Origin of the sequence: Candidatus Nitrosotalea bavarica (assembly GCF_900167955.1) — an archaeon.
GTDB classification, from domain to species: domain Archaea; phylum Thermoproteota; class Nitrososphaeria; order Nitrososphaerales; family Nitrosopumilaceae; genus Nitrosotalea; species Nitrosotalea bavarica.
Genome location: NZ_FUYK01000011.1, coordinates 1 through 18435, shown reverse-complemented (window position 1 = coordinate 18435; position 18435 = coordinate 1). Strand labels below are relative to the sequence as shown.

General features: G+C 35.5%; 27 protein-coding genes and 1 pseudogene. 9 read left to right on the top strand and 19 right to left on the bottom strand.

From position 1 onward, the window contains the following. Positions 1-248: 248 nt before the first annotated feature. Entirely contained in the window at positions 249-398 is a 150-nt protein-coding gene (locus C0Q33_RS09350; protein ID WP_165776474.1) for a hypothetical protein, read from the top strand. 13 nt (positions 399-411) lie between these two features. On the opposite strand, the gene C0Q33_RS07565 is transcribed toward C0Q33_RS09350, so the two are convergent. Next, on the bottom strand, positions 412-609 hold the full coding sequence (locus C0Q33_RS07565; protein WP_101477995.1) for a hypothetical protein: 198 nt from the start codon (positions 607-609) through the stop codon (positions 412-414). A 295-nt stretch (positions 610-904) separates the two neighbouring features. Here C0Q33_RS07565 and C0Q33_RS07560 point away from each other — a divergent pair, with 295 nt between their 5' ends. Together C0Q33_RS07560 and C0Q33_RS07555 are read left to right on the top strand one after the other, a co-directional pair. Further along, positions 905-1222 carry a hypothetical protein gene (locus tag C0Q33_RS07560; protein ID WP_133121037.1) on the top strand — a complete coding sequence of 106 codons (318 nt, stop codon included), beginning with the start codon at positions 905-907 and terminating at the stop codon, positions 1220-1222. A gap of 43 nt (positions 1223-1265) precedes the next feature. Then, positions 1266-1487, top strand: a complete 222-nt coding sequence (locus tag C0Q33_RS07555) for a hypothetical protein (RefSeq protein ID WP_101477993.1) — start codon at positions 1266-1268, stop codon at positions 1485-1487. A gap of 4 nt (positions 1488-1491) precedes the next feature. On the opposite strand, the gene C0Q33_RS07550 is transcribed toward C0Q33_RS07555, so the two are convergent. Beyond that, positions 1492-1686 carry a YwbE family protein gene (locus C0Q33_RS07550; protein ID WP_101477992.1) on the bottom strand — a complete coding sequence of 65 codons (195 nt, stop codon included), beginning with the start codon at positions 1684-1686 and terminating at the stop codon, positions 1492-1494. A 243-nt stretch (positions 1687-1929) separates the two neighbouring features. After that, positions 1930-2280, bottom strand: coding sequence for a hypothetical protein (locus C0Q33_RS07545; protein ID WP_101477991.1), 351 nt, complete (start codon positions 2278-2280; stop codon positions 1930-1932). Between the two features lie 156 nt (positions 2281-2436). On the opposite strand from C0Q33_RS07545, the gene C0Q33_RS07540 reads away from it, so the two are divergent. Continuing rightward, positions 2437-2817, top strand: a complete 381-nt coding sequence (locus C0Q33_RS07540; RefSeq protein ID WP_101478061.1) for a DUF6659 family protein — start codon at positions 2437-2439, stop codon at positions 2815-2817. A gap of 295 nt (positions 2818-3112) precedes the next feature. Here the strand turns inward: C0Q33_RS07540 and C0Q33_RS09345 are convergent, their stop codons facing one another. Further along, positions 3113-3277 (bottom strand): hypothetical protein, encoded by a 165-nt coding sequence (locus C0Q33_RS09345; RefSeq protein ID WP_165776473.1) that lies wholly within the window; start codon positions 3275-3277, stop codon positions 3113-3115. 250 nt (positions 3278-3527) lie between these two features. On the opposite strand from C0Q33_RS09345, the gene C0Q33_RS09340 reads away from it, so the two are divergent. Next, positions 3528-3698: a hypothetical protein gene (locus tag C0Q33_RS09340; RefSeq protein WP_165776472.1), complete on the top strand. Its 171-nt coding sequence runs from the start codon at positions 3528-3530 to the stop codon at positions 3696-3698. Position 3699: 1 nt separating this feature from the next. Here the strand turns inward: C0Q33_RS09340 and C0Q33_RS07530 are convergent, their stop codons facing one another. Both C0Q33_RS07530 and C0Q33_RS07525 read right to left on the bottom strand, forming a co-directional pair. Then, positions 3700-5418, bottom strand: coding sequence for a DEAD/DEAH box helicase (locus C0Q33_RS07530; RefSeq protein ID WP_101477989.1), 1719 nt, complete (start codon positions 5416-5418; stop codon positions 3700-3702). Between the two features lie 177 nt (positions 5419-5595). After that, on the bottom strand, positions 5596-6639 hold the full coding sequence (locus C0Q33_RS07525; protein ID WP_101477988.1) for a CorA family divalent cation transporter: 1044 nt from the start codon (positions 6637-6639) through the stop codon (positions 5596-5598). Between the two features lie 373 nt (positions 6640-7012). On the opposite strand from C0Q33_RS07525, the gene C0Q33_RS07520 reads away from it, so the two are divergent. Then, positions 7013-7294, top strand: a complete 282-nt coding sequence (locus tag C0Q33_RS07520) for a DUF5615 family PIN-like protein (RefSeq protein WP_101478060.1) — start codon at positions 7013-7015, stop codon at positions 7292-7294. Here the strand turns inward: C0Q33_RS07520 and C0Q33_RS07515 are convergent. The 3 genes from C0Q33_RS07515 to C0Q33_RS07510 all read right to left on the bottom strand — a co-directional run bounded on the left by C0Q33_RS07515 (position 7291) and on the right by C0Q33_RS07510 (position 9144). After that, a complete protein-coding gene (locus C0Q33_RS07515; RefSeq protein ID WP_101477987.1) occupies positions 7291-7914 on the bottom strand; it encodes a DedA family protein in 624 nt (207 codons plus the stop codon). The two genes, C0Q33_RS07520 and C0Q33_RS07515, sit on opposite strands and share 4 nt — an antisense overlap. A 38-nt stretch (positions 7915-7952) precedes the next feature. Beyond that, complete coding sequence (locus tag C0Q33_RS09335; protein ID WP_165776471.1) at positions 7953-8120, bottom strand: hypothetical protein; 168 nt, start codon at positions 8118-8120, stop codon at positions 7953-7955. A 169-nt stretch (positions 8121-8289) separates the two neighbouring features. Beyond that, complete coding sequence (locus C0Q33_RS07510) at positions 8290-9144, bottom strand: class I SAM-dependent methyltransferase (RefSeq protein ID WP_101477986.1); 855 nt, start codon at positions 9142-9144, stop codon at positions 8290-8292. A gap of 107 nt (positions 9145-9251) precedes the next feature. On the opposite strand from C0Q33_RS07510, the gene C0Q33_RS07505 reads away from it, so the two are divergent. Beyond that, entirely contained in the window at positions 9252-9506 is a 255-nt protein-coding gene (locus tag C0Q33_RS07505; protein ID WP_101477985.1) for a hypothetical protein, read from the top strand. On the opposite strand, the gene C0Q33_RS07500 is transcribed toward C0Q33_RS07505, so the two are convergent. Continuing rightward, positions 9499-10335: a hypothetical protein gene (locus C0Q33_RS07500; protein ID WP_133121036.1), complete on the bottom strand. Its 837-nt coding sequence runs from the start codon at positions 10333-10335 to the stop codon at positions 9499-9501. The genes C0Q33_RS07505 and C0Q33_RS07500 overlap by 8 nt on opposite strands. Positions 10336-10423: 88 nt before the next feature. Here C0Q33_RS07500 and C0Q33_RS07495 point away from each other — a divergent pair, with 88 nt between their 5' ends. After that, positions 10424-10849: a bifunctional nuclease family protein gene (locus C0Q33_RS07495; protein ID WP_101477983.1), complete on the top strand. Its 426-nt coding sequence runs from the start codon at positions 10424-10426 to the stop codon at positions 10847-10849. Here C0Q33_RS07495 and C0Q33_RS07490 read toward each other — a convergent pair. The 7 genes from C0Q33_RS07490 to C0Q33_RS07460 form a co-directional block, all read right to left on the bottom strand. Then, a complete protein-coding gene (locus C0Q33_RS07490; protein WP_101477982.1) occupies positions 10846-11937 on the bottom strand; it encodes a formate--phosphoribosylaminoimidazolecarboxamide ligase family protein in 1092 nt (363 codons plus the stop codon). The two genes, C0Q33_RS07495 and C0Q33_RS07490, sit on opposite strands and share 4 nt — an antisense overlap. Positions 11938-12035: 98 nt before the next feature. Further along, entirely contained in the window at positions 12036-13202 is a 1167-nt protein-coding gene (locus tag C0Q33_RS07485) for a hypothetical protein (RefSeq protein ID WP_101477981.1), read from the bottom strand. Positions 13203-13351: 149 nt separating this feature from the next. Then, positions 13352-13528 (bottom strand): Sec-independent protein translocase subunit TatA/TatB, encoded by a 177-nt coding sequence (locus C0Q33_RS07480; RefSeq protein WP_101477980.1) that lies wholly within the window; start codon positions 13526-13528, stop codon positions 13352-13354. A gap of 21 nt (positions 13529-13549) precedes the next feature. Further along, the gene (tatC, locus tag C0Q33_RS07475; RefSeq protein ID WP_101477979.1) at positions 13550-14347 is read right to left on the bottom strand and encodes a twin-arginine translocase subunit TatC; all 798 of its coding nucleotides are present in this window, start codon (positions 14345-14347) and stop codon (positions 13550-13552) included. Between the two features lie 66 nt (positions 14348-14413). After that, positions 14414-14842, bottom strand: coding sequence for a hypothetical protein (locus C0Q33_RS07470; protein ID WP_101477978.1), 429 nt, complete (start codon positions 14840-14842; stop codon positions 14414-14416). 135 nt (positions 14843-14977) lie between these two features. Beyond that, positions 14978-15202, bottom strand: coding sequence for a hypothetical protein (locus C0Q33_RS07465; protein ID WP_101477977.1), 225 nt, complete (start codon positions 15200-15202; stop codon positions 14978-14980). 39 nt (positions 15203-15241) lie between these two features. Then, positions 15242-15499: a hypothetical protein gene (locus C0Q33_RS07460; protein WP_101477976.1), complete on the bottom strand. Its 258-nt coding sequence runs from the start codon at positions 15497-15499 to the stop codon at positions 15242-15244. Positions 15500-15629: 130 nt separating this feature from the next. Here C0Q33_RS07460 and C0Q33_RS07455 point away from each other — a divergent pair, with 130 nt between their 5' ends. Beyond that, positions 15630-16118 carry a HEAT repeat domain-containing protein gene (locus C0Q33_RS07455; protein ID WP_101477975.1) on the top strand — a complete coding sequence of 163 codons (489 nt, stop codon included), beginning with the start codon at positions 15630-15632 and terminating at the stop codon, positions 16116-16118. Here C0Q33_RS07455 and C0Q33_RS07450 read toward each other — a convergent pair. After that, the gene (locus C0Q33_RS07450) at positions 16115-18190 is read right to left on the bottom strand and encodes an AAA family ATPase (protein ID WP_101477974.1); all 2076 of its coding nucleotides are present in this window, start codon (positions 18188-18190) and stop codon (positions 16115-16117) included. The two genes, C0Q33_RS07455 and C0Q33_RS07450, sit on opposite strands and share 4 nt — an antisense overlap. After that, positions 18174-18435, bottom strand: a pseudogene (locus C0Q33_RS09330) (DNA double-strand break repair protein Mre11); the annotation flags it as partial. The pseudogene C0Q33_RS09330 and the gene C0Q33_RS07450, both read right to left, overlap by 17 nt.

Here is an 18435-nt window from a genome sequence, read left to right as displayed (position 1 = left end):
ATTGAAATTATCTTTTTTTATTTTTTATTATTTTGAGATGATCGATTTCATTTCGTATGTTGTCATTATCCATGCCTGAAGATCATAACGTTGTTGATCGCTAAATGTCAAGTCATTTGACTAAACGATCATTCTTGGCGGTATCTGAAATAAATTTGGAGATAGTTATGCTAAAGTCTTTGATTTAGAGATTAATGCACAAGAACTGAAAACAGGTATTAATATTCGTAATACGATGTAAAATACGTATGAAAGTGTTTGATAGAGTATTGTGCGCATGTACTAGTTGTAGATGCGGTCATTATGGAAAAGGCTCTGTTAATCAGTACGTATGCGATGGATGTAAAAATGACATTCATGGCGGAATGAGACCTGTTACAAAATCTTCTAAAATATAATCTGATTTTATCTTTATTCCTTGTGCCTTGTGGTGAACTGATTATTTTTTCTTATCTTCCATTTTGTTCTTTCTTGGGTGGCAATTGTTAATTCAGATTCTAGTTTCTTTCTTGCATCTTGGCTAAGATTAGGATCTTTGAGTTTTTCAGTGATTTCATTAATTTTCTTTGTATAACGTTCAATCTGGTTGTCTATTCCTTCAAAACCCATTATTATTTCAAGTTGGAATAGGTGATTTAGCAATTTCTATTTGGAATGATTTTTTATTTTCTTATTATTTCCCACTCGTGCTTGCAATCTTCACATAGGAAATAGTAGTGCATGCCGTCGCTCTTTTCAATTGGGTCCATATACTCACCGGTATTTTTGGACATGCATTCTAGACATTCTTCTTTACTCAATTGAATTCTTGTGATGAATTGGCACTTTTGATGTTTTCTCTTTATACGAATTTCAAAAATTAAAGTTCGGGTTGTTTTTATAGAACGTTTACTGATTTTACACCATGATGCGCTGTGTTAATTCTAGATGCAGATCAAAAATTCTACGAGGTGCAATGTGTCCCAAGTGTGGATTAGATAATTCGCGTGAGGCAGGTAGGATTGCATTAGAGATACTTGAGGAACGGGGCGTTGAAGAACTAGATGAATTCATGTTGCTTCATTTTCCAGATGAACCAAAAAGAAAAAAAATTCGACATGTTATGCTTCAGATTAACTATACAGAAAATAGAGCAAAAGAATATGATAACTCTAAACGACCTAAAAGAAAACAGCAAGGCAACCAGCCAAAGAAAAGAAAAACCTTCAAAAATCATAGGTAGATTTCTAGAAATTGTTTAACTCTAGTACCTTGGAAGTAATTTTATGAAGCCGTTTAGGAAAATTCTGATTCTTGATATTGTAGCATTGGTTGGGTCATTTTTTCTAATATGGCAACTTACCACTGGCTCTAATTTTCTAATTCCGCATCTGGAAACTAATTACATCCAGTCCCTGCCGTTGGCGCTAATGTATACTGCACTAGTTGGTGTCTTGATAGTTCTGGGAACTGTAATTCTATTTCTGCCTAAAAGAAAAAGACAGTAACTTTTCACGATATTTTTTGTACTCTGCCAATTTTTCCATTTTCTAGTTCTACTTTAATTCCGTGGGGGTGAAAACTACTTGAGGTAAGAATTCGCTTCACTATTCCTTCCGTTAAACTGCCAGACATCTGGTCTTGTTTTTGAACTATGGCTACTCTGGTTCCAATCTTTATCTTGTCTCTTGACGGTATTACATCCAATTCAATAGGTGATGTATGTGGGTACTATTTAGATCATCTACTAAAATGAATAACAATGTAGTTAAAATCAATTTGAAAATTGAGTAGGGGAATTATTAGAAATTATTTTGGAAAATGTATTACTTTTTTATGGATGAATAGTTCCACCAGTACATAATGTGACGATGTGACTCAACACTGATGCTAGATCAATTGACATTTCTATTTAGTATGTGGTCTCTGAAGTATTTTAATCTGATGATTTTAGGGCATTCCTTCAGGAGAATGTAGTGCATCGTTCTTCAATCTCAAAGCTCTGTAAATTATTGGAGCGTGATCTGCTTCTACATCTGTTGTAATGTAGAGTATGTGCTCTGAATCCAAAGGCATTGTGATTCGTTTTAATTTTTCATATTCTACTAGAGCATATTTTCCTTTTCCTATTTTATCTGAAACTTCATTTCTAGACTTCCATGCATTGATTGCAAGCTGTAATGATTTCTGACTCTCTTCTGACGAAAGCAAGTTCTCTACTCCTTCTCGGTGTGCACTAAACAAAACCTTTCCATTCATGTCAAATATTGTAGCAAATCGAATTTTGGGATCAATTCCCATCACTTTGTCAAATAATGCCTTGTAATTCGTACATAGTGTACTTTGTTGTAACGCATAAACTTTGCTGATCTGGATATGTGAATGGTTGGAAGGTATCTAAAATGATGTTTTGTAATGAAACTAAAGTTAATTTGTTAGAATGGATTCTCTATTATGATGTCTAATGATGAATCAAAGTCAAATTTTGATGTAATATGTAAGAAAGTTTTTGAATTGGATGAAAAGATAAGGTCTGCTAGAATAATTAACGGAAAAGGGAAACTTGTTGCAGGTGGAATGAGGCAGGGTCTGAAATCTCTTGAAGATGCCAAAAAAGATGAGATGCTGTTCATGGAACTCTCACTTAGAGTACGAATGCGTCATGAGTTTGATGAAGAATTTGGTAAGGTTGAATTCTCACTCTCATATAGAGGAAAAGTAATCCTGATGAGTTTTCCAATAGAAGAGAATGTACTTTTTGTATCCTCTGAGAGGCAACTTGATCTTGGAAAAATACCATTTAACATTTTAGAGATAATCAAAAAATACCATTGCTAACTATTGGCATTAATTCAAAACTATGACTCGATGCTGCTATTCATCATCGTCATCATCATCCATGAATTTGTAATCTGTAGTGTATAGTACAAATAACTTGCTAAACATATGAGGCTTTTTTTCATACAAGACAAACGTCATAATTACTCATACACGATCATATTTTTTGACACTGTAAATTATGTTCTATATCTGTTAAATCTATACCTTGATTTTCATTACTGATTATACTTTGTCTGAAATTGTATAAAAATATAGTTTGGGATGTAATAAAAGGCAAAACACTAAATTTTATCTAAAATTCAATATTGTCTTTTTCATTGAGCAAAAACTTTTTTGTTTTTCTCGCTCCTTTTACATCAAACCAGCTTATCTTCAAGGTCACTTTTTTACCCTTGATTTCGTCAACTGTTATCTTGTCAGCTATTTTTACAAGTTCCATTAGTGTTTGATTTGACATTTTTTTATTGATTTTATTTTTCAATTTGATTCTTGGGACTGAATTTTTTACACATAATGTTCAAAAAAATAAAGCTATTCCTGATCATATGGTGATCTAACTATCTGTCCGCTACGATGGTATCATGATACCCATCTATATTGATGAGCATATGTTATGTGCAAAAACCTTGTTGAAATCGATGCCTCTAGACACCACAAATGCGTCAAAATACAGAAACTACTTGTGCTAGTATCTCATATTTTATATCATGAAAGCAATGAGTTACAAGAAATTCCGAGAGTCGGAATCTCCATACTATGATACTCTAGAAGGAAAAATGCCAAGGGCCGAAGTCATAAAGAAATTGGAATCATTTCTAAAAGAGAAACTGGGTGAAGGTCAAGATTTTTTTGATCAGTATAAAGTAAAAGAAGCGTAGCCTATCTACCCATGCTAGCGGCTAGTTTGTCATGAATCTGCGCTAAAATCAGTTCTGCTTTTTCCTTGTTTTCAAACGTCTCTACCTTTTCATCCATTATGGCATCAATTTCATAACTCTTGTCAACCAATACGTCTGCTACATGATCATCCAATGTTCCGTTGCCCATCAAGTAATATGCAAAGACTGTATTTTTTTGACCTATTCTATGGAGTCTGTCTTCTGCCTGTCTATGAATTGCCGGACTCCAATCAAGTTCTGCAAATATTACGTATCTTGCTCTGCTTAAATTAATGCCAACATTTCCTGCACGAAGACCTGCTATGATGAGTTTAGTTTCACCATTTTGGAATCTATCTATGCCTTCTTGTCTTTCCTTGTCACTCTGCCCTCCGATTATGGAAGCCGGTGCATACTCTGCTAAGTTTCTATGAAGCAACGCATGTATTGCTTTGTGGTGACAAAATACCACAACACTCTCTTCAATCTCCATTATGTTTTTGACAAATTCAATTACATGGGGAACCTTGGCAACTCCTGCGGCTTGTCTCTCACTTTGTATTGCTCTCTTGTATGAAGAAAACTTGTCAAATGCACTTGTTGCAGTTTTCTGTTCTTTTTCTAATCTTTCCCAAATCTTGCTAAGCTCGGCCTGGTAGTAATTAATATCTGAATCAATTAGTTCCTTGTACCTTACCTTCTCTTTGAGTTCTTTTAGAACATCAGATTTTTTTCGTCTCAACATGACATGCTTGCGTAACTCTTCGCCCAAACTTGCCCGCTTGTTTTCAAGTACGATGGCCTTTCCTTTTTCATTGACATAGCAAAAATACTCGCAAAACTCATCAAATGTACCCAAGAGTCCAGGTCTTAGTATGTCTACAATTGGCCATATCTCTGATCCTCTATTGTAAATTGGTGTTCCAGATAGGCCGACTCTATATTTTACTGAATCAAGAGCGGCGAGTTTTTTTACAGCCATATATTTTTTAGTTGTCTTTGAACGTAGATGCTGTACTTCATCACAGACAATTGTTTTGATATTTAATTTTGAAAGATCGTCTATTCTCTTATGTAGCAGATCATAGTTTATGATATACACGTCATGTTTCTCAATCTCTTGGGATTTGCCGGTTCGAATTAAAACAGATGATGGATATCCATCTTCAATTATTTTTCCATTACGGCTACGTTTTTTTAGGAATTTTTGAGTCTCTCTTTGCCAGTTGTTTAATGTTACCAGTGGAGCTACAATCAAAACTGGAAATGTTTGTTTCTCTGTAGCAAGATATGCCAAGGTCTGCACCGTTTTGCCAAGGCCCATCTCGTCAGCCAAGAGCGCATTTCCATACGACTTGAGCAGAAAATCAAGCCCCTCTCTCTGAAAGTCCAGAAGAGTTCCTCGAAATTGTGGTCCCGGAGTTGCTTTTCGAAGCTTTTCAATTCTTGTCCACTTTTTTTGGGGGATTATAACTTTACGAACTTTTCTATGCCATATTGATTTTGATCTAATCTCAAGTGGGTATCTATCCATAATCCATTTTATCTTCTCTACATTTTGGATGGTATCTGGAACGATTGCTTCTTCTGGACCATTACCATACCATGCATGTGGTATGACGCGGGCTACCATGCTTACTGCTCTGGGTCCAGTTAATTTCCAAGTCCAATTTTTTGAGTATGTATCTAAAACATATTCCAGGGTACCAAAGTCTTTCATAGATCGTAATTCTTCGACATTTGGTGAACTCGATTTATGAATCTTTAACTCTAAACCGAAGATCGCAGTTTTACTGATTTATGACATCTTTAAATGACTTTAAACAGAAATATGCGGTTTTTACGTGGAATTGTGATTAAATTGGATAAATGCCTAAAAAATGATGTTCTCAAAAATTTATTTGACAGATTTTTTTCGGAATTTTTTGAATTTATCAAAACCTAACTTCTGTCCAAAGAACTTTCTTACATAAAAATAGGCAACTGCTGTTGCTAATGCTGCAGAACCAATTACTATGGCAGTTATTTGGTAAAATACTGCCTCATGGTTGGGATATAATCCAAAGACTGTTGCTATTGTGTTTGGTACAAGTTCAGCCGTTCCAGCTACTGTCCACCAAATGATGAGAATGGTGACCTTGTTTGTAACTTCGGTCTGGACTACATTGACTCCAGTAGCAACCATCTGCATGACGTTTTCAGACATTTGTATCTGTCTGTCCAGTCTCCCAAGGATTACCTCAAATTTTGCAAGAATTTTTTCATCGTCTGATACCATGTCGGCATCTCCGTGTTTCAAGTTGTGTACTGTGTCATAAGTAGCCCATATTGCATTCAGATAAGTCAAAAGTGATGTCTTCATGTTTGATAGCTCTAATGAAATATCTCTAGTAACTTGCCTTGAGCCTGCTATATCGATCTCAAATTGTTCAGCTCTTTCTACTATGAGTCGCAGTATTGAAAAATTAGCTTCACAAATCTCGTCTATGATTCTTGCTAAAAGTATTGTTTGTCTATCTGCCCAACTGTCTGCTTCTTTTGGAAGTTTTCGCAAAACAGTGGGAGCGTAATTGTACAAACGTGTTATCTTTCCACCATAATCATCATGAACTGTTACGATCAAGTCTTTTTTCATGAATATCAAAATAGGTGCAGTCAAAGTTTTGTTGTTTCCAGGTACGACAAAGGGTACCATGAGACCTAATGTGTCTATTCGATCTTCATAATTTGATACGTATCCTGATAATAATGCTGATGGATCCATGCTGATGCCTAATTTTTCTAGAATTGTTGGGGTATCATCTATGATGCTATCAACAACACACTCGACCCAAGTAAGATGTCCTGAAGAAGTAATTTCTGAAAGTTCTGAAAGTTCTACCGATGGTTTCTTAAATGGCATACCTTCTTGCAGTCCTGCAATGCTGATCGTCTTAATCATAGATTAGGGAAAAATTTGGACTTATATACATCTTATTCAAGAACTAAAACCTTGTTTTACAGTCTCTATGATTCATGTATCAAAAGATTTATTGAAGAATTTTTCATAAACTTATTTTTATAAAATCTACATCTTGAATTTATTATGTATCCTATGTTTATTCAACATCAAACACTAGAGCGTTTTTAGTGCAATCTTTACGCCTTTGAAATCTTCAAACAGTCTTTTTTGTTGATACTCTACACATTTATCGCATAAAATTCTGATCCATTTTTCATTTTGGGTCTTACCCTCCTGAAAAAAGAGAATAAAAAATACGCTAAATGCACTTTCGCCCTAACATAATAATAGAAGTTTCAATCAGATACAGATGATGAAGGTACTAGTTGATGAAATGTATGATGGAATAGATACAAAACTCAAAGAATTTGGCTATCAGGCATTTAGTGTTAAAAAACTAATCTCAGAAGGCAAAAAGCTATCCAGTGACTATTCTGTAATAAAATATGCTGAAGATAATGGAATGATTGTAGTTACTGAAGATGTGGAAATTGGCAATGCATGCAAGGAAAACGAAATTCCATGTGTATTGCTTGACAATGAAACAATTTTTAAGATAATTTTAGAAGAACTGAGCAAGTATAAAGAACGCTAGCTAGTTTCTGCCTTGCCGATTCTCTTCTTGATTATAATTATTATGATAATTATGATTCCTATTATGACTAGTCCATCGATGTAATCTGAATAATGTCTAATTTTGACCCATTCTTGCCCCAGTGTAATTCCAACATAAGTCAGCATTGTACTCCATATGATGGAACCTACAAAAGTGTATAATGCAAACTTTTTCAAATTCATTTTTGCAATGCCTGCTGGCAATGAAATGTATGTTCGAATAGCTGGTAGCAGTCTGCTTACAAATGTGGACCTGTCACCGTATTTCTTAAAGAATGACTCTGTCCAATCTAGGTGGGATTTTTTTAAAAGGATGTACTTTCCATATTTTAAGATGATTTCTCTGCCAAGTTTTATGCCAATGAGATATGCAACAAGCGAACCTACAAGATTTCCAACCGAACCCGCGATTATTACGAAAACCGGATTGAATTTTCCAGTTGATACCAAATATCCTGAAAATGGCATTATGATTTCACTTGGAATTGGAATCAACGCGCTCTCTGCTATCATAAGGGCAAAAATTCCTAGATATCCTGCATTTGATATAGTTTGGATTACAAAATTTGCTAAATTATTAATTATATCCAAAGCAACCATTTCATATTACCTTTTTAGTTGTAAACAAGACTTGTACCTTACCACATTCCGCCTGAGTTGGTTCCAGGCTCATCAAAGTTTTTCTGTGAGACGTGTTTATGGGCTTTTTTCATATGTCTATCTAGTCTTACTGGATCGTGCAACTCTAGACCACATTCCTTACACTTTGTTGAAATAGGTTCTTCCTTTTTCTTAAAAAGCCCCATGTTTTTCCATTACTGATTTGTGATAATAATTCTTACGGTTAAAACTTGTAATTGACTATTTATTTTTGAAAATTAAGAAGGCGCTGCGTAGAGAGTACCTACGCAGACAAGCATCCAGACGGAAATGGTATGCTATGAAAAGTTACAGATTTTAGAGATTGATAAGGTTTTACTTTGTACACTTTACTAGTGCATATTCAATAGTTTGATCTCTTGCAGCTTCTTTCATCTTTAGCATTGACTTGAATAATATCTTCTCTACGTAAAATGGATATATTTTTAGGATCTTGGATCTTAAAAATTCGTGATTTTTTATATAATAATCTGCCAAGGGTGAATATACTTTTGATCCAATCAACTGGATTTCTATGATGTTCAGGCCTGCATCATTAATTGTTTTTTTAACAGTCTCTAAATCATAATGCTCCGAAGACCACGTAAACTTGAGTATGCCGATTTTTAAAATATCCATTTTTGTTGATTTTAAAAGAACAGGAATTGCAAGTATTACAAACCCTCCTTTCTTGAGAACTCGCTTTGCCTCTGATATGAATTCATGAATTGGCTTGAAATGCTGTGCCGATTCCAATACTATTATCCTATCACAGGATTCATTGGCCATTGGAATCTTTGTCGCAGTTGAATTTAGCAGATTTATCTTACATCCTTTTTCATCCAATATCTTGCTTGCAGATTTTAATTGATTTGAATTTATGTTCAAGCATGTTATGTCTATATCTGGATAATTTTTCTTCCAAAGCAGAGCGGGCTCTGAAAAACCACTTCCAACATCTAGCATATTTTTTGCGTCTGTTAGTTGTGCCATATTTCCTACTATATCACAAAGATTTGACTGTGCATCAACTGGATTTTTTGTAGTCTCATTCCAATATCCAAAATTGAGGAAATTTCCCCCTGTTGAAATTTGCATCAATTCTGATAGATAATTGTAAAGATTTACGACATCGCCTTCACTACGTCTTAATGTCCATAGTATTACATCAAAGGGATTAGGATTATTCATTATGAAAAATATGTCTAGATTGGGGGCTATTAAGATATTAATTTCATATTAATATCGTATTGTAAATTAGTTGATCTTTTTATTTCACCTGTAAGCCATTGAATGTGTTGGATACATGTGATTCCAGAACTAGAGCGTACAAGAACGGCAAGACCTTTGATCAATGCAAAGAGATTGCAAAGATACTATCTCTAGAAATGCAAGAAAAAATTGAGAAAACTGGTCAAGTGGGTTGGGATGTAATTTTAGAGTCTGCCAAACATGACGAGCTAGTCTACAAACTTACTCTGAAATATCTCAGAGAATCTGGGTATGACATTGGGGATTGGAAAAGACCTCTAGTAAAAAAAACTATTACTTAGGTTCTACTGCGCAGCTTCCACTTTGCGACCTAATCCTTTTGGCCATCATGATTGGAGTTACAAGAAGAACTGGAATGGATATTGCAATAAACAGGGTCTGCACTTGTGCCTCAAAGCTTGTCAGAAACAATGTAAAAGTTGTAGCTCCCGTTCCAAACCCAAATAACATCGTAAAAGCTGTTCCAGCACATGTTGGACATCCAACAAAAAGTCCAGTTATCGCTCCAAACGCTCCTAGTTTCCCGCCGCTTTTTGCAACCGAAAAAACTGTAGATGATATTGCAAAATTTAGGCCAACCAAAAATGATACTGAAACTAGCAGCAACATATTCAGGGGAATGATTTGAAGCCCTACATGTTCAGTGAAAAATACAAAGATCATTGGCATATACCCGGGTAGGCCACAACACGGTGAGAGTTCTGCATGTGGAGGTTTTGGAAAACCATAATCTGTGGCATTAATGTCTGGCTTGTAAATTATTATTCCAGATGTAAACGCAAAGAATAATCCGTATCCTATTGCACTGATTATGAAAATTTGTTTTGCTCTCTTGTTGTTGATAGAATTTGCAATAACTGAAAGAATCGTTGTATCAACAGATGAGATCTTTGCTCGGTATGTTTTGTATAACCCCCATCCTATTGCAACAAACGATGTAAACAATACGATAAATGTTGCAATTGCCAATCTTTGTAATGCAGGCATGGCGGCAGGAGTGATTATTAGGCTGCTATTTTTTGCATATGCTAAAAAAGAAATGGCTATAGCTAAAAACCCGATTAGTATTAAGGCAACATTTGATCTTACTAATGACTTTTGTTTTTCCACTTGTCCAAAGTCTGTGTCCTGACATTAAATTCTATCTCTGAATTTCTCCAAAGTGTTTATCTTGGGTGATTAGGTTATACTAGTCGTCGTGAAGATCGACGAACCTCAAGATTCTGATTATGCTGAAACCAAGATAACACATGTTGGTTTTGTAGACCCGTATGGAGTTGAAGGACTTTTAATATTGAGGGCAACTGATGGAAAAGAATTTCACATGCGTGCCTTCTCAGGTGAAGTAGCAAGACACATTTCTAATTTTATAGAGGGAGAGCGTGGGGCAATACCTACAATATACAACATGGTAGAAGAGATAGCAGAGCTCAATGAACTTGTTCTTGTAAAGATCAAAGTGTACGAAAGTGGTAGTGTCTTACGGGCAAATGTCTATTTTACAGGAAAAACTGATCTTGTAATGCGTAACTACCGTGCATCTGACGCAATAGCTCTTGCTTCATTTTACAACATTCCTATATTAGTTAGAAAAAATCTCTTAAAAGAAAAGATGGAAGCCTAGGTTAATACTTGATCTAGTTTTCCTTCTTGCTGTGCCTTTCTTATCTCCATTGCAATTCTGCGTCCGACACCAAAAGTTTCTCCATACTTGTATTTGGTATATGGACTGGTTGTGGCAAGAATTGGATTTCCTGGCACTCTTAACGACACATCATAAACCACAATATCTAGGTCACGTGTTATCACGCTCTGCAAGGAGAATGGACCAATTATTCCCGGCGCGTATTCTTTTCTTACCGTATTTACAAACTTGTCCCCTATGTCGATGACTTTTTCAAGCAATGATTCTCTGATGCTTGCCGGTGTGTGACCAACCTCTATGTTTTGTAATTCGATATTCATCTCAAGCTGTTGTTTTGCAGGTAGTGAAACAAAGTCATGGAGATTAGTCTGCAATCTTCTTTCTATCCCAAGAAAATCTACTTCATCTGATATTGGGGTATGGAAATAATTGAAGTTGAAATAAGTACCAATGACGAATTCTTCGATGCTTGCAGTCTTGAGTGCATCTCTTGAAATCAAACCCTGTCTTATCTTAGTCTCTGTCTTGTCCTTGTATTCTGCATATGATGAAACATTAAAAAATGCTCTTTCCAGTTTACGTTTTTTTTCTTGAACTTTGACTATGACTGGTCTGTCGATATCCCTTGGATCTTTGAATAATCTTGGAAATCTGATCTTTGATTTTTGAAGTAAATAGTATTGGTTTTTCTTGTTTGCTCTCTCCTCTGCTTGAAATAAAGCGCGGTTTCCAAATAACGGCACCTTGAATTTGTTCTCAACTCCCTCATATCCTAAATACGCAGTAAGTGCCCTGTGTGGAACAACTATTGTGCTTGAATCTCTAAGCCTTGCCTGAATCTTTGGAGATAACATCTCTTGGAATTTATTTACTATGATAATCTCATCGGCTAATCTTGAAAATCTTCTATATGGAACCTCTCTTCCTCTCTGGCAAACTACTATGGTCTTGAAATTCTCATCTTTTGCACCATCCATTACCTCAAGTGCGGAATGACTTCCTAGTACACCAATTGTCGGTTCGGAATATTTGCTGACAATCTTTTGAATCTCTGCTTTTTTTATCACGCGGTATCTATTTTACTTGGGTAAAAAAGCGTTATCTAATTTACTTGAATATGTCTATGAGTTAAACGATATGTGGATGGTCTTAGAACTCTGGTTGATTATCTATTTTGAAGTACTATGTTTAGTGGCAAAGTAATCTGTTGTGTTTGATATCCATTTTTTGTTGCATTGATAATCATATTTGCGGTTTGCTGTGAAAATTGAGTGTTAGGTATTATGATTGCTGCTTGATATTGTCCATTACTGTCTGTTTTTCCAATGGATTGAGTTATGATCATGTTGTTTTGGCCTACTATTGTAGCTGTTATGTTGATATCTGGAATCCCCCCATAATATTGATCAAAGATTTTATCAGGATTTGATTGTGGGTCAAAAATTCTTACCACTAAATTGTATGGGGATCCCACATACACGCGATTATTATTGGATGTCAACATCAACATTGGAAGGCTAGGTACTTGTTGTGGTGCAGCTGTACTTTGGATATTTTGATTTGGTATTGTGATTGGAACTGATTGTCCAGCAGGATTGGTAAACAATGCAGTAAAAGTAACTGGTACCGAATTACCACCATTCATGATGACTCCATTAAAGTTGTATTCAATTCCCGTCGTAGGAATTCCAGTTGCTTGTAGAAAAACACTGGATGATCCTTGGATTTGACCAGTTAGCGTAATCTCATTTGCGTTTATGATGATTGTCAAATTAGGTGCATTGTACTGTTGTCCGTTAAGTGTAAGGGAACCACTAGCTGTATTGTTAACAATTTTTAGATTAATCCCAGAACCGATCAAAGATCTGGTGGGCAAGTTATTTGATGAGATTATGGAATTTAATGGAGTTGAAGAATTAGTTTGGTTTATTGTAGCCACTGGTGTTATCTGATTCTGCACATTTGTTTGATTTGATTGCACATTAACTATGATTATTCCAACATTTACTAGATACTCAATTGCTTTTGCAAAATCATCATCTGTTGCTTGACCATTGATCCATAATCCAGCGAGGCTTTTTACCCAAGGAGGAACACGTTGAATGGACTGAGAGTTTTGTTGTATTTCTGATATTTTGATTATTTTACTCTGCACGAGATATTGTATTCCTTTTTCAAAATCATTATCAGTTACATCTCCGTTTACCCACAATTTGGCTGTACTTTTTACCCAGTTTGGAATACTGGTTGATTCTTGAGCATATGCATTAAGAAATAATCCAATTACAGTTACACCGACAAGACATGATAATGTCAAAAGTAATTTTTTCATCTACTGGAATCATCGCGAATTCTCTTTTAAAGTGTTCATTAAATGGCATAAAATCATTTATGATTTTAAAATCAATGCTGATACTGTTCCATCTGTGGACTTGTAGTAAACAACTTGTTGATAGTGGAGTGGTAATTGAGTTGGCAGAACTACTTGAGGTCTTCTTTGTCTTTGAATTCTTTTAGTTCTTTTTCAGATTCGATCTTACCTTTCTCGAATTCACCTTTTGCCTTTCCAAATGTTCTTGCTAGCTCTGGGATCTTTTTTGCGCCGAAAATTAAAACCCCGATTATTACTACTGCAATTATTACATTCTCGTATGCCATTATTGGCTTAAATGCGGCAGATCAAGATTTAAGTGTTGCAATATTTTTTGCCTGTTTTTCTGATATTACCATTCCTATGAGATATAATCCGATCATGGGACCTGCGACAAACCACATGGTAACTCCACTTCCATCAGGAGTAATTGCAGCGCCTAGTATGACTATTCCAATTATTGCATATCTTATGTTGTTTCTCCAGACTTTTGGTTCAATTAATCCAGACGCTGTTAGTGCATACATTATCAAAGGTAACTGAAATGACAGGCCAAATGCAAGAATGAACTGGAGTACAAATGTGATGAAATCCATTATGTTCAAAAATGTGAGCAAGTCAGCTGACTGACCATACTTGTAAAGAAATTGAAGGATATACGGCGTGACAAAAAAGTATGAAAAGATTCCTCCTGCTGTAAAAAGCCCAATGGCTGGAATTGTTATGTTTCTAATTATACGAATCTCTTTTCTATGTAGTGCCGGAGCTAAAAATCCAACAAACTCTTTTACTATGATTGGCATTGCAAAGACCATCCCAAGTAATATTGCAATATAAAATTGGGAAAAAAATGCCTGCCCTGGAGCTGTCTGGATTAATTGGACTGTAGATGGTAACAGATGATGTTTCATGGATATTGTAAATTGGGCAGCCATATTGTTAAACGGACTAAATGTTGGGTAGTACAGTTTTGCTCCATTGTACATAAACGGTGTAAGATGGAAACTTAGGATAAAAAATGAGAATATCCCTACTGCAATAACTGATCTAAATACCCGCTTTCGTAAATCCTCTAAATGCTGGCTAATGGTCATTGGCTTATCCATTGCAGATTATGAAATAGGATTAACTGTATTAATAGTATATTTTCATGAAGGCATTGCTATAGAGCACTACTTTCCAGGAATTGGCAGTATCTTGCTTGATGGTAGGTTACTTTCTTGTTGTTCTGGTTCGGTAAAGTTTTCAAGCTCTATTGTAAGTTCAGTACTTACTTCAAAATTATCTCCTAATTGTACTGCCAAGTCTGCTATCTCGTTTGGTGCCCAGATTTCACGTGAACCCTTGAAAAATATTCTTGAACTCTTTTCTGCAGGTTCACCACCGAATTTATCCTTGATGAACTTGGTCAGTCTGTCTAATTCTTCTTTTTCTATCATGTTATGATAAAATACGATACCCTTGATTGATTCATAATCCCAAGGAGTTCCATTTCTATACGAGTATACTCCAAAGACTGCCCCCTGGTCATCTTTTGGGCATTTTATTTCCCAGATCAATACTTTTTTTGGGTCAAACTTGGCTTTTCTTACATCTTCCACTGTGAGTTTCCAATATCTTAAACGGCTCATCTGATAATCAATAAATGAATATTGACAGTTAATGAGCCTTACTAGACACAAAACACGGTGTAACGTAGGTTAATTCTGTTGTAAAATTTTTATTAAATAAGTACTCTAGTTTACCAAGTTTTTCAACAAAGAACATGCCAGTTCTTTTCTTAGGATGGATATCTGTGCCAAATCCTTGATGATGTTTCCAGACTCTCTTATCTCTGAATACAAAATAAAGATCTGTCTGTAATCGAGACTTGCCTTGTCTGGCATCTGTCCTAATGGTTTTAGAGTTTTAGCAATGTCTTTCCACATTGCTTCAAAATGTAATTCTTGGTGGTTTGTCATGTTTATCTTAAATTTTGACTAGATCTAAAATACCAATTTTTATGCTACCTTTTGATTTTTCTTGTATTTGGATAAGAGTGAATTCAAAAATGTGCTGTTATCAAGAGATGGATCGTCTCTTTTTGCATCCTTGATGGCTTTGATGAATTTCTGAAAAGATTCTGATTTTACTGTGATTGTTTTGTATTCTTTTCTTGGCATTAGATTTTCTTTGTCCGGTACCGGTGGATAAATTGTTGGTAGAATTTTTGTGGCATGAAATGGGCGTTTTATCCATTTTGAGAAATATCGAATCATGTTATTGCCTCAAATGGTAAATGTCCGGTACTGCCTCATTGTGAATCTAAAATATTCTGTTTTACTGGAACTGTTTTTTATCTATGAGATTTGTCCATACGACTAAATATTCGACAATAACATTGTGTACATGGAAGTTATTCCGGCAGACCGTCTTGAACTCTTATCCGCAATGGAGGAGAAATATGAGAAAAAAGACAAGGAATACTTTGTTCATTTGCTAAATAACAAAGATTTTGTGATAAGGTGTAGAACCGTTTGTATTCTTGTAGATATGGGGGGAGAAGATGTTGTTCCCCATGTTGCAAACATATTGAAAAATGATGTTAATGAATTGGTAAGACACGAAGCTGCATTTTCTTTAGGACAGATGTGTTTGAGAAGCGGCATAAAACCATTAGAGGATGCAACTAGAAACGATCCTAGTCTATTTGTCAGACATGAAGCTGCTGTTGCCCTTGGAGTGATTGGTTCCCAAGATGCAAAAGAAACACTACAAAAAGCACTTGAAGATTCAAGTGAACAAGTTCGAGATTCTGCAGTAGTTGCATTATCCAATCTAAAATTTATGGAACATCTCTGCAAGAATGAAAAATTTGCCAAGCTTACTGGCGGCTAGATTGGTGTAACCAGAGTTCCTTCTGGCGTTGATTTGAAATCATAAATTGCATCGATGTTAGAGTTTTCAAATATCTCTGAATCATGTGTTATTATAATAAACTGGGAAATTGCATCAATGTTTGATTCAAATGCCTGTGAGAGAACACTTACAAGAGATTTTCTTCGCTCTTGGTCCAAGTGAGTAGTTGGCTCGTCAAGAATTATGAAATTTAGATTAGATGAGCCCATTAGATGCGCCATCCCAAGACGTAGTGCCAGTGCAACACTTACCTTTTCTCCTCCGCTTAATGATTCTAAATCCAATTCAGAATTTCCAGCATAACAAGTAATTCCAATATCTCTTGCCTTGTCCTCAAGTGATATTCTCTGAATCTTGACGTTAAATGTTGAGAGATATTCTGATGCCTTTTGAGATATCATACTTAATGCCCATGAGCGAAGACTTGAGGCAACTGGACCATCTCTGTTGTAGATCTGGCTTCGAATTGTATCAAGACTTGACACATAATGTTTTACATCCTGTAACTCAATTAATATTTTAGAAATTTTCTCTGCCTCTTCTTTGTATAATGTTAGTTTTGTATTCACTGAGCCAATGTCTTGATCTAATGTGCTAAGGACTTTACGTTGTTGTTCTAGTTTTAATTTGAGATTTCTAAAATTATTTATATCAAAATCTTGCGTCTCTTGGACTAGCATTGTTATATTCTTGATGGCATCTGTCGAATATTCATCAATTGCAAATTGCATGAGACTTCCAGTACTTACTTCAAGTGGAATGTCCTTGATATTGCTCTGTAGTTTTGCTACTTGTTCTTTAAGTGTGGCTAAATCACTGTGGTTTTTTATGTTGTTCAAAGATAGGATGCCTTCTGCCTTTACAATTTGTTGTAATTTCAAATCAAGTTCTCTTTTCTTGCTTTGAAATGTAACATCATCTTTTGAACTCGATTCAGTTTTCATTTTTAATGTCTCAAGTTCTGCTCGAAGATGTTCTTCTTCAAACAATGGATTAAGCTTGTCCACCCTAGAGTCACAAACAGGACATTTGCCATCCACAAGATGTAGCCTGTTTGCAATATCTTGCTGGCCTCGTATCATTGCTATTTTTTCTCCTGCTTCTTTTGATTCGATACGAATTCTGTCAATCTCTGACTGGACATGTTTTATCTCAGATTCTACTTGTGACCTAAACGATAAAACTGACAAGCTGTTTGAGCACTCGACAAGTTTTCTCTCCTTTTCTGCAAGTTCTTGTTTTATTGATACAATGGAATTTCTTAGATATCTGAGAAGATCTTCTTTTTTGTTTTCAATCTCTTTAATCTTGAGCTCCTTTGGGGCTTCGAATTCTATCTTTTGTTGTAATATTACAAATTCCTGTTCCTGAGATACCTTTTCTGATTCCAGTCTCTTCTTTTGTGGCTCTAGAGATGTGAACTCTTTTGATAACGAATCCATCTTTGCCTGAAGAATATCGATACTTGTATCATCATAACTTAATTTCAATTTGATTGATCCTCTAAAACTGTCTATTGTTTTTTTCATAAATTCATAAGCAGTGTCGAGTTTGTCTATGCCGATTATTGCATTGACAAGTTCCTTGAATTTTTTAGGGTCTGCCTCAATTATTGTTTGTAGTTCGCCTTGCTGTACAATGGATGCAACTTTTAGTTTTTCAAAATCCAATCCAATTAAAGATTCAATTGTCTTTGTCATTGATTCTCCAAATTGTTTTCTTTCTCCTGCAGCAAGTGGAACAAGTTCGCTGTTTATTTTTTCGTATAATTGTGCAGCAACTGTTCCCTTGGTATCTATTTTGCGAACAGCTTCAAACTGCCTATTTCCTATGGAAAATTCTACTTTGGCGTATGACTGGTTACTTCCCCTTCGCAAGAGGCCCTTTACTGATTTTCTTATGTGCTCGCCAAACAATGCAAATGTTATTGCATCTATGATGCTTGATTTGCCAGCACCATTTGGTCCAACAAACACTGTGACGCCCCTATCAAATGTTAGTTTAGTATTTGCATGAGATAGAAAATTTACTAACTCAACTGACTGTAGCATTTTTTAACCTCCTCTTGAATCGCTCAAAATTTTCGTTTACTGCCTGACTTGCCTGGTCAGTATTACCGCTTGATAATAACGGTAAGAGTTCATCTATTGCAAAATTTGCCATCTCTTCAGAACCTAGAATATCTTTTGCAATCCTATGCATCTCTTCTTCTATTTTTAGTGGCTTGTCCATAAAGACAGAACCGCTTGTCTGCTCAGTAGAGATGTGTTTCCAAAGGCAACGTAGTGTAAGATCT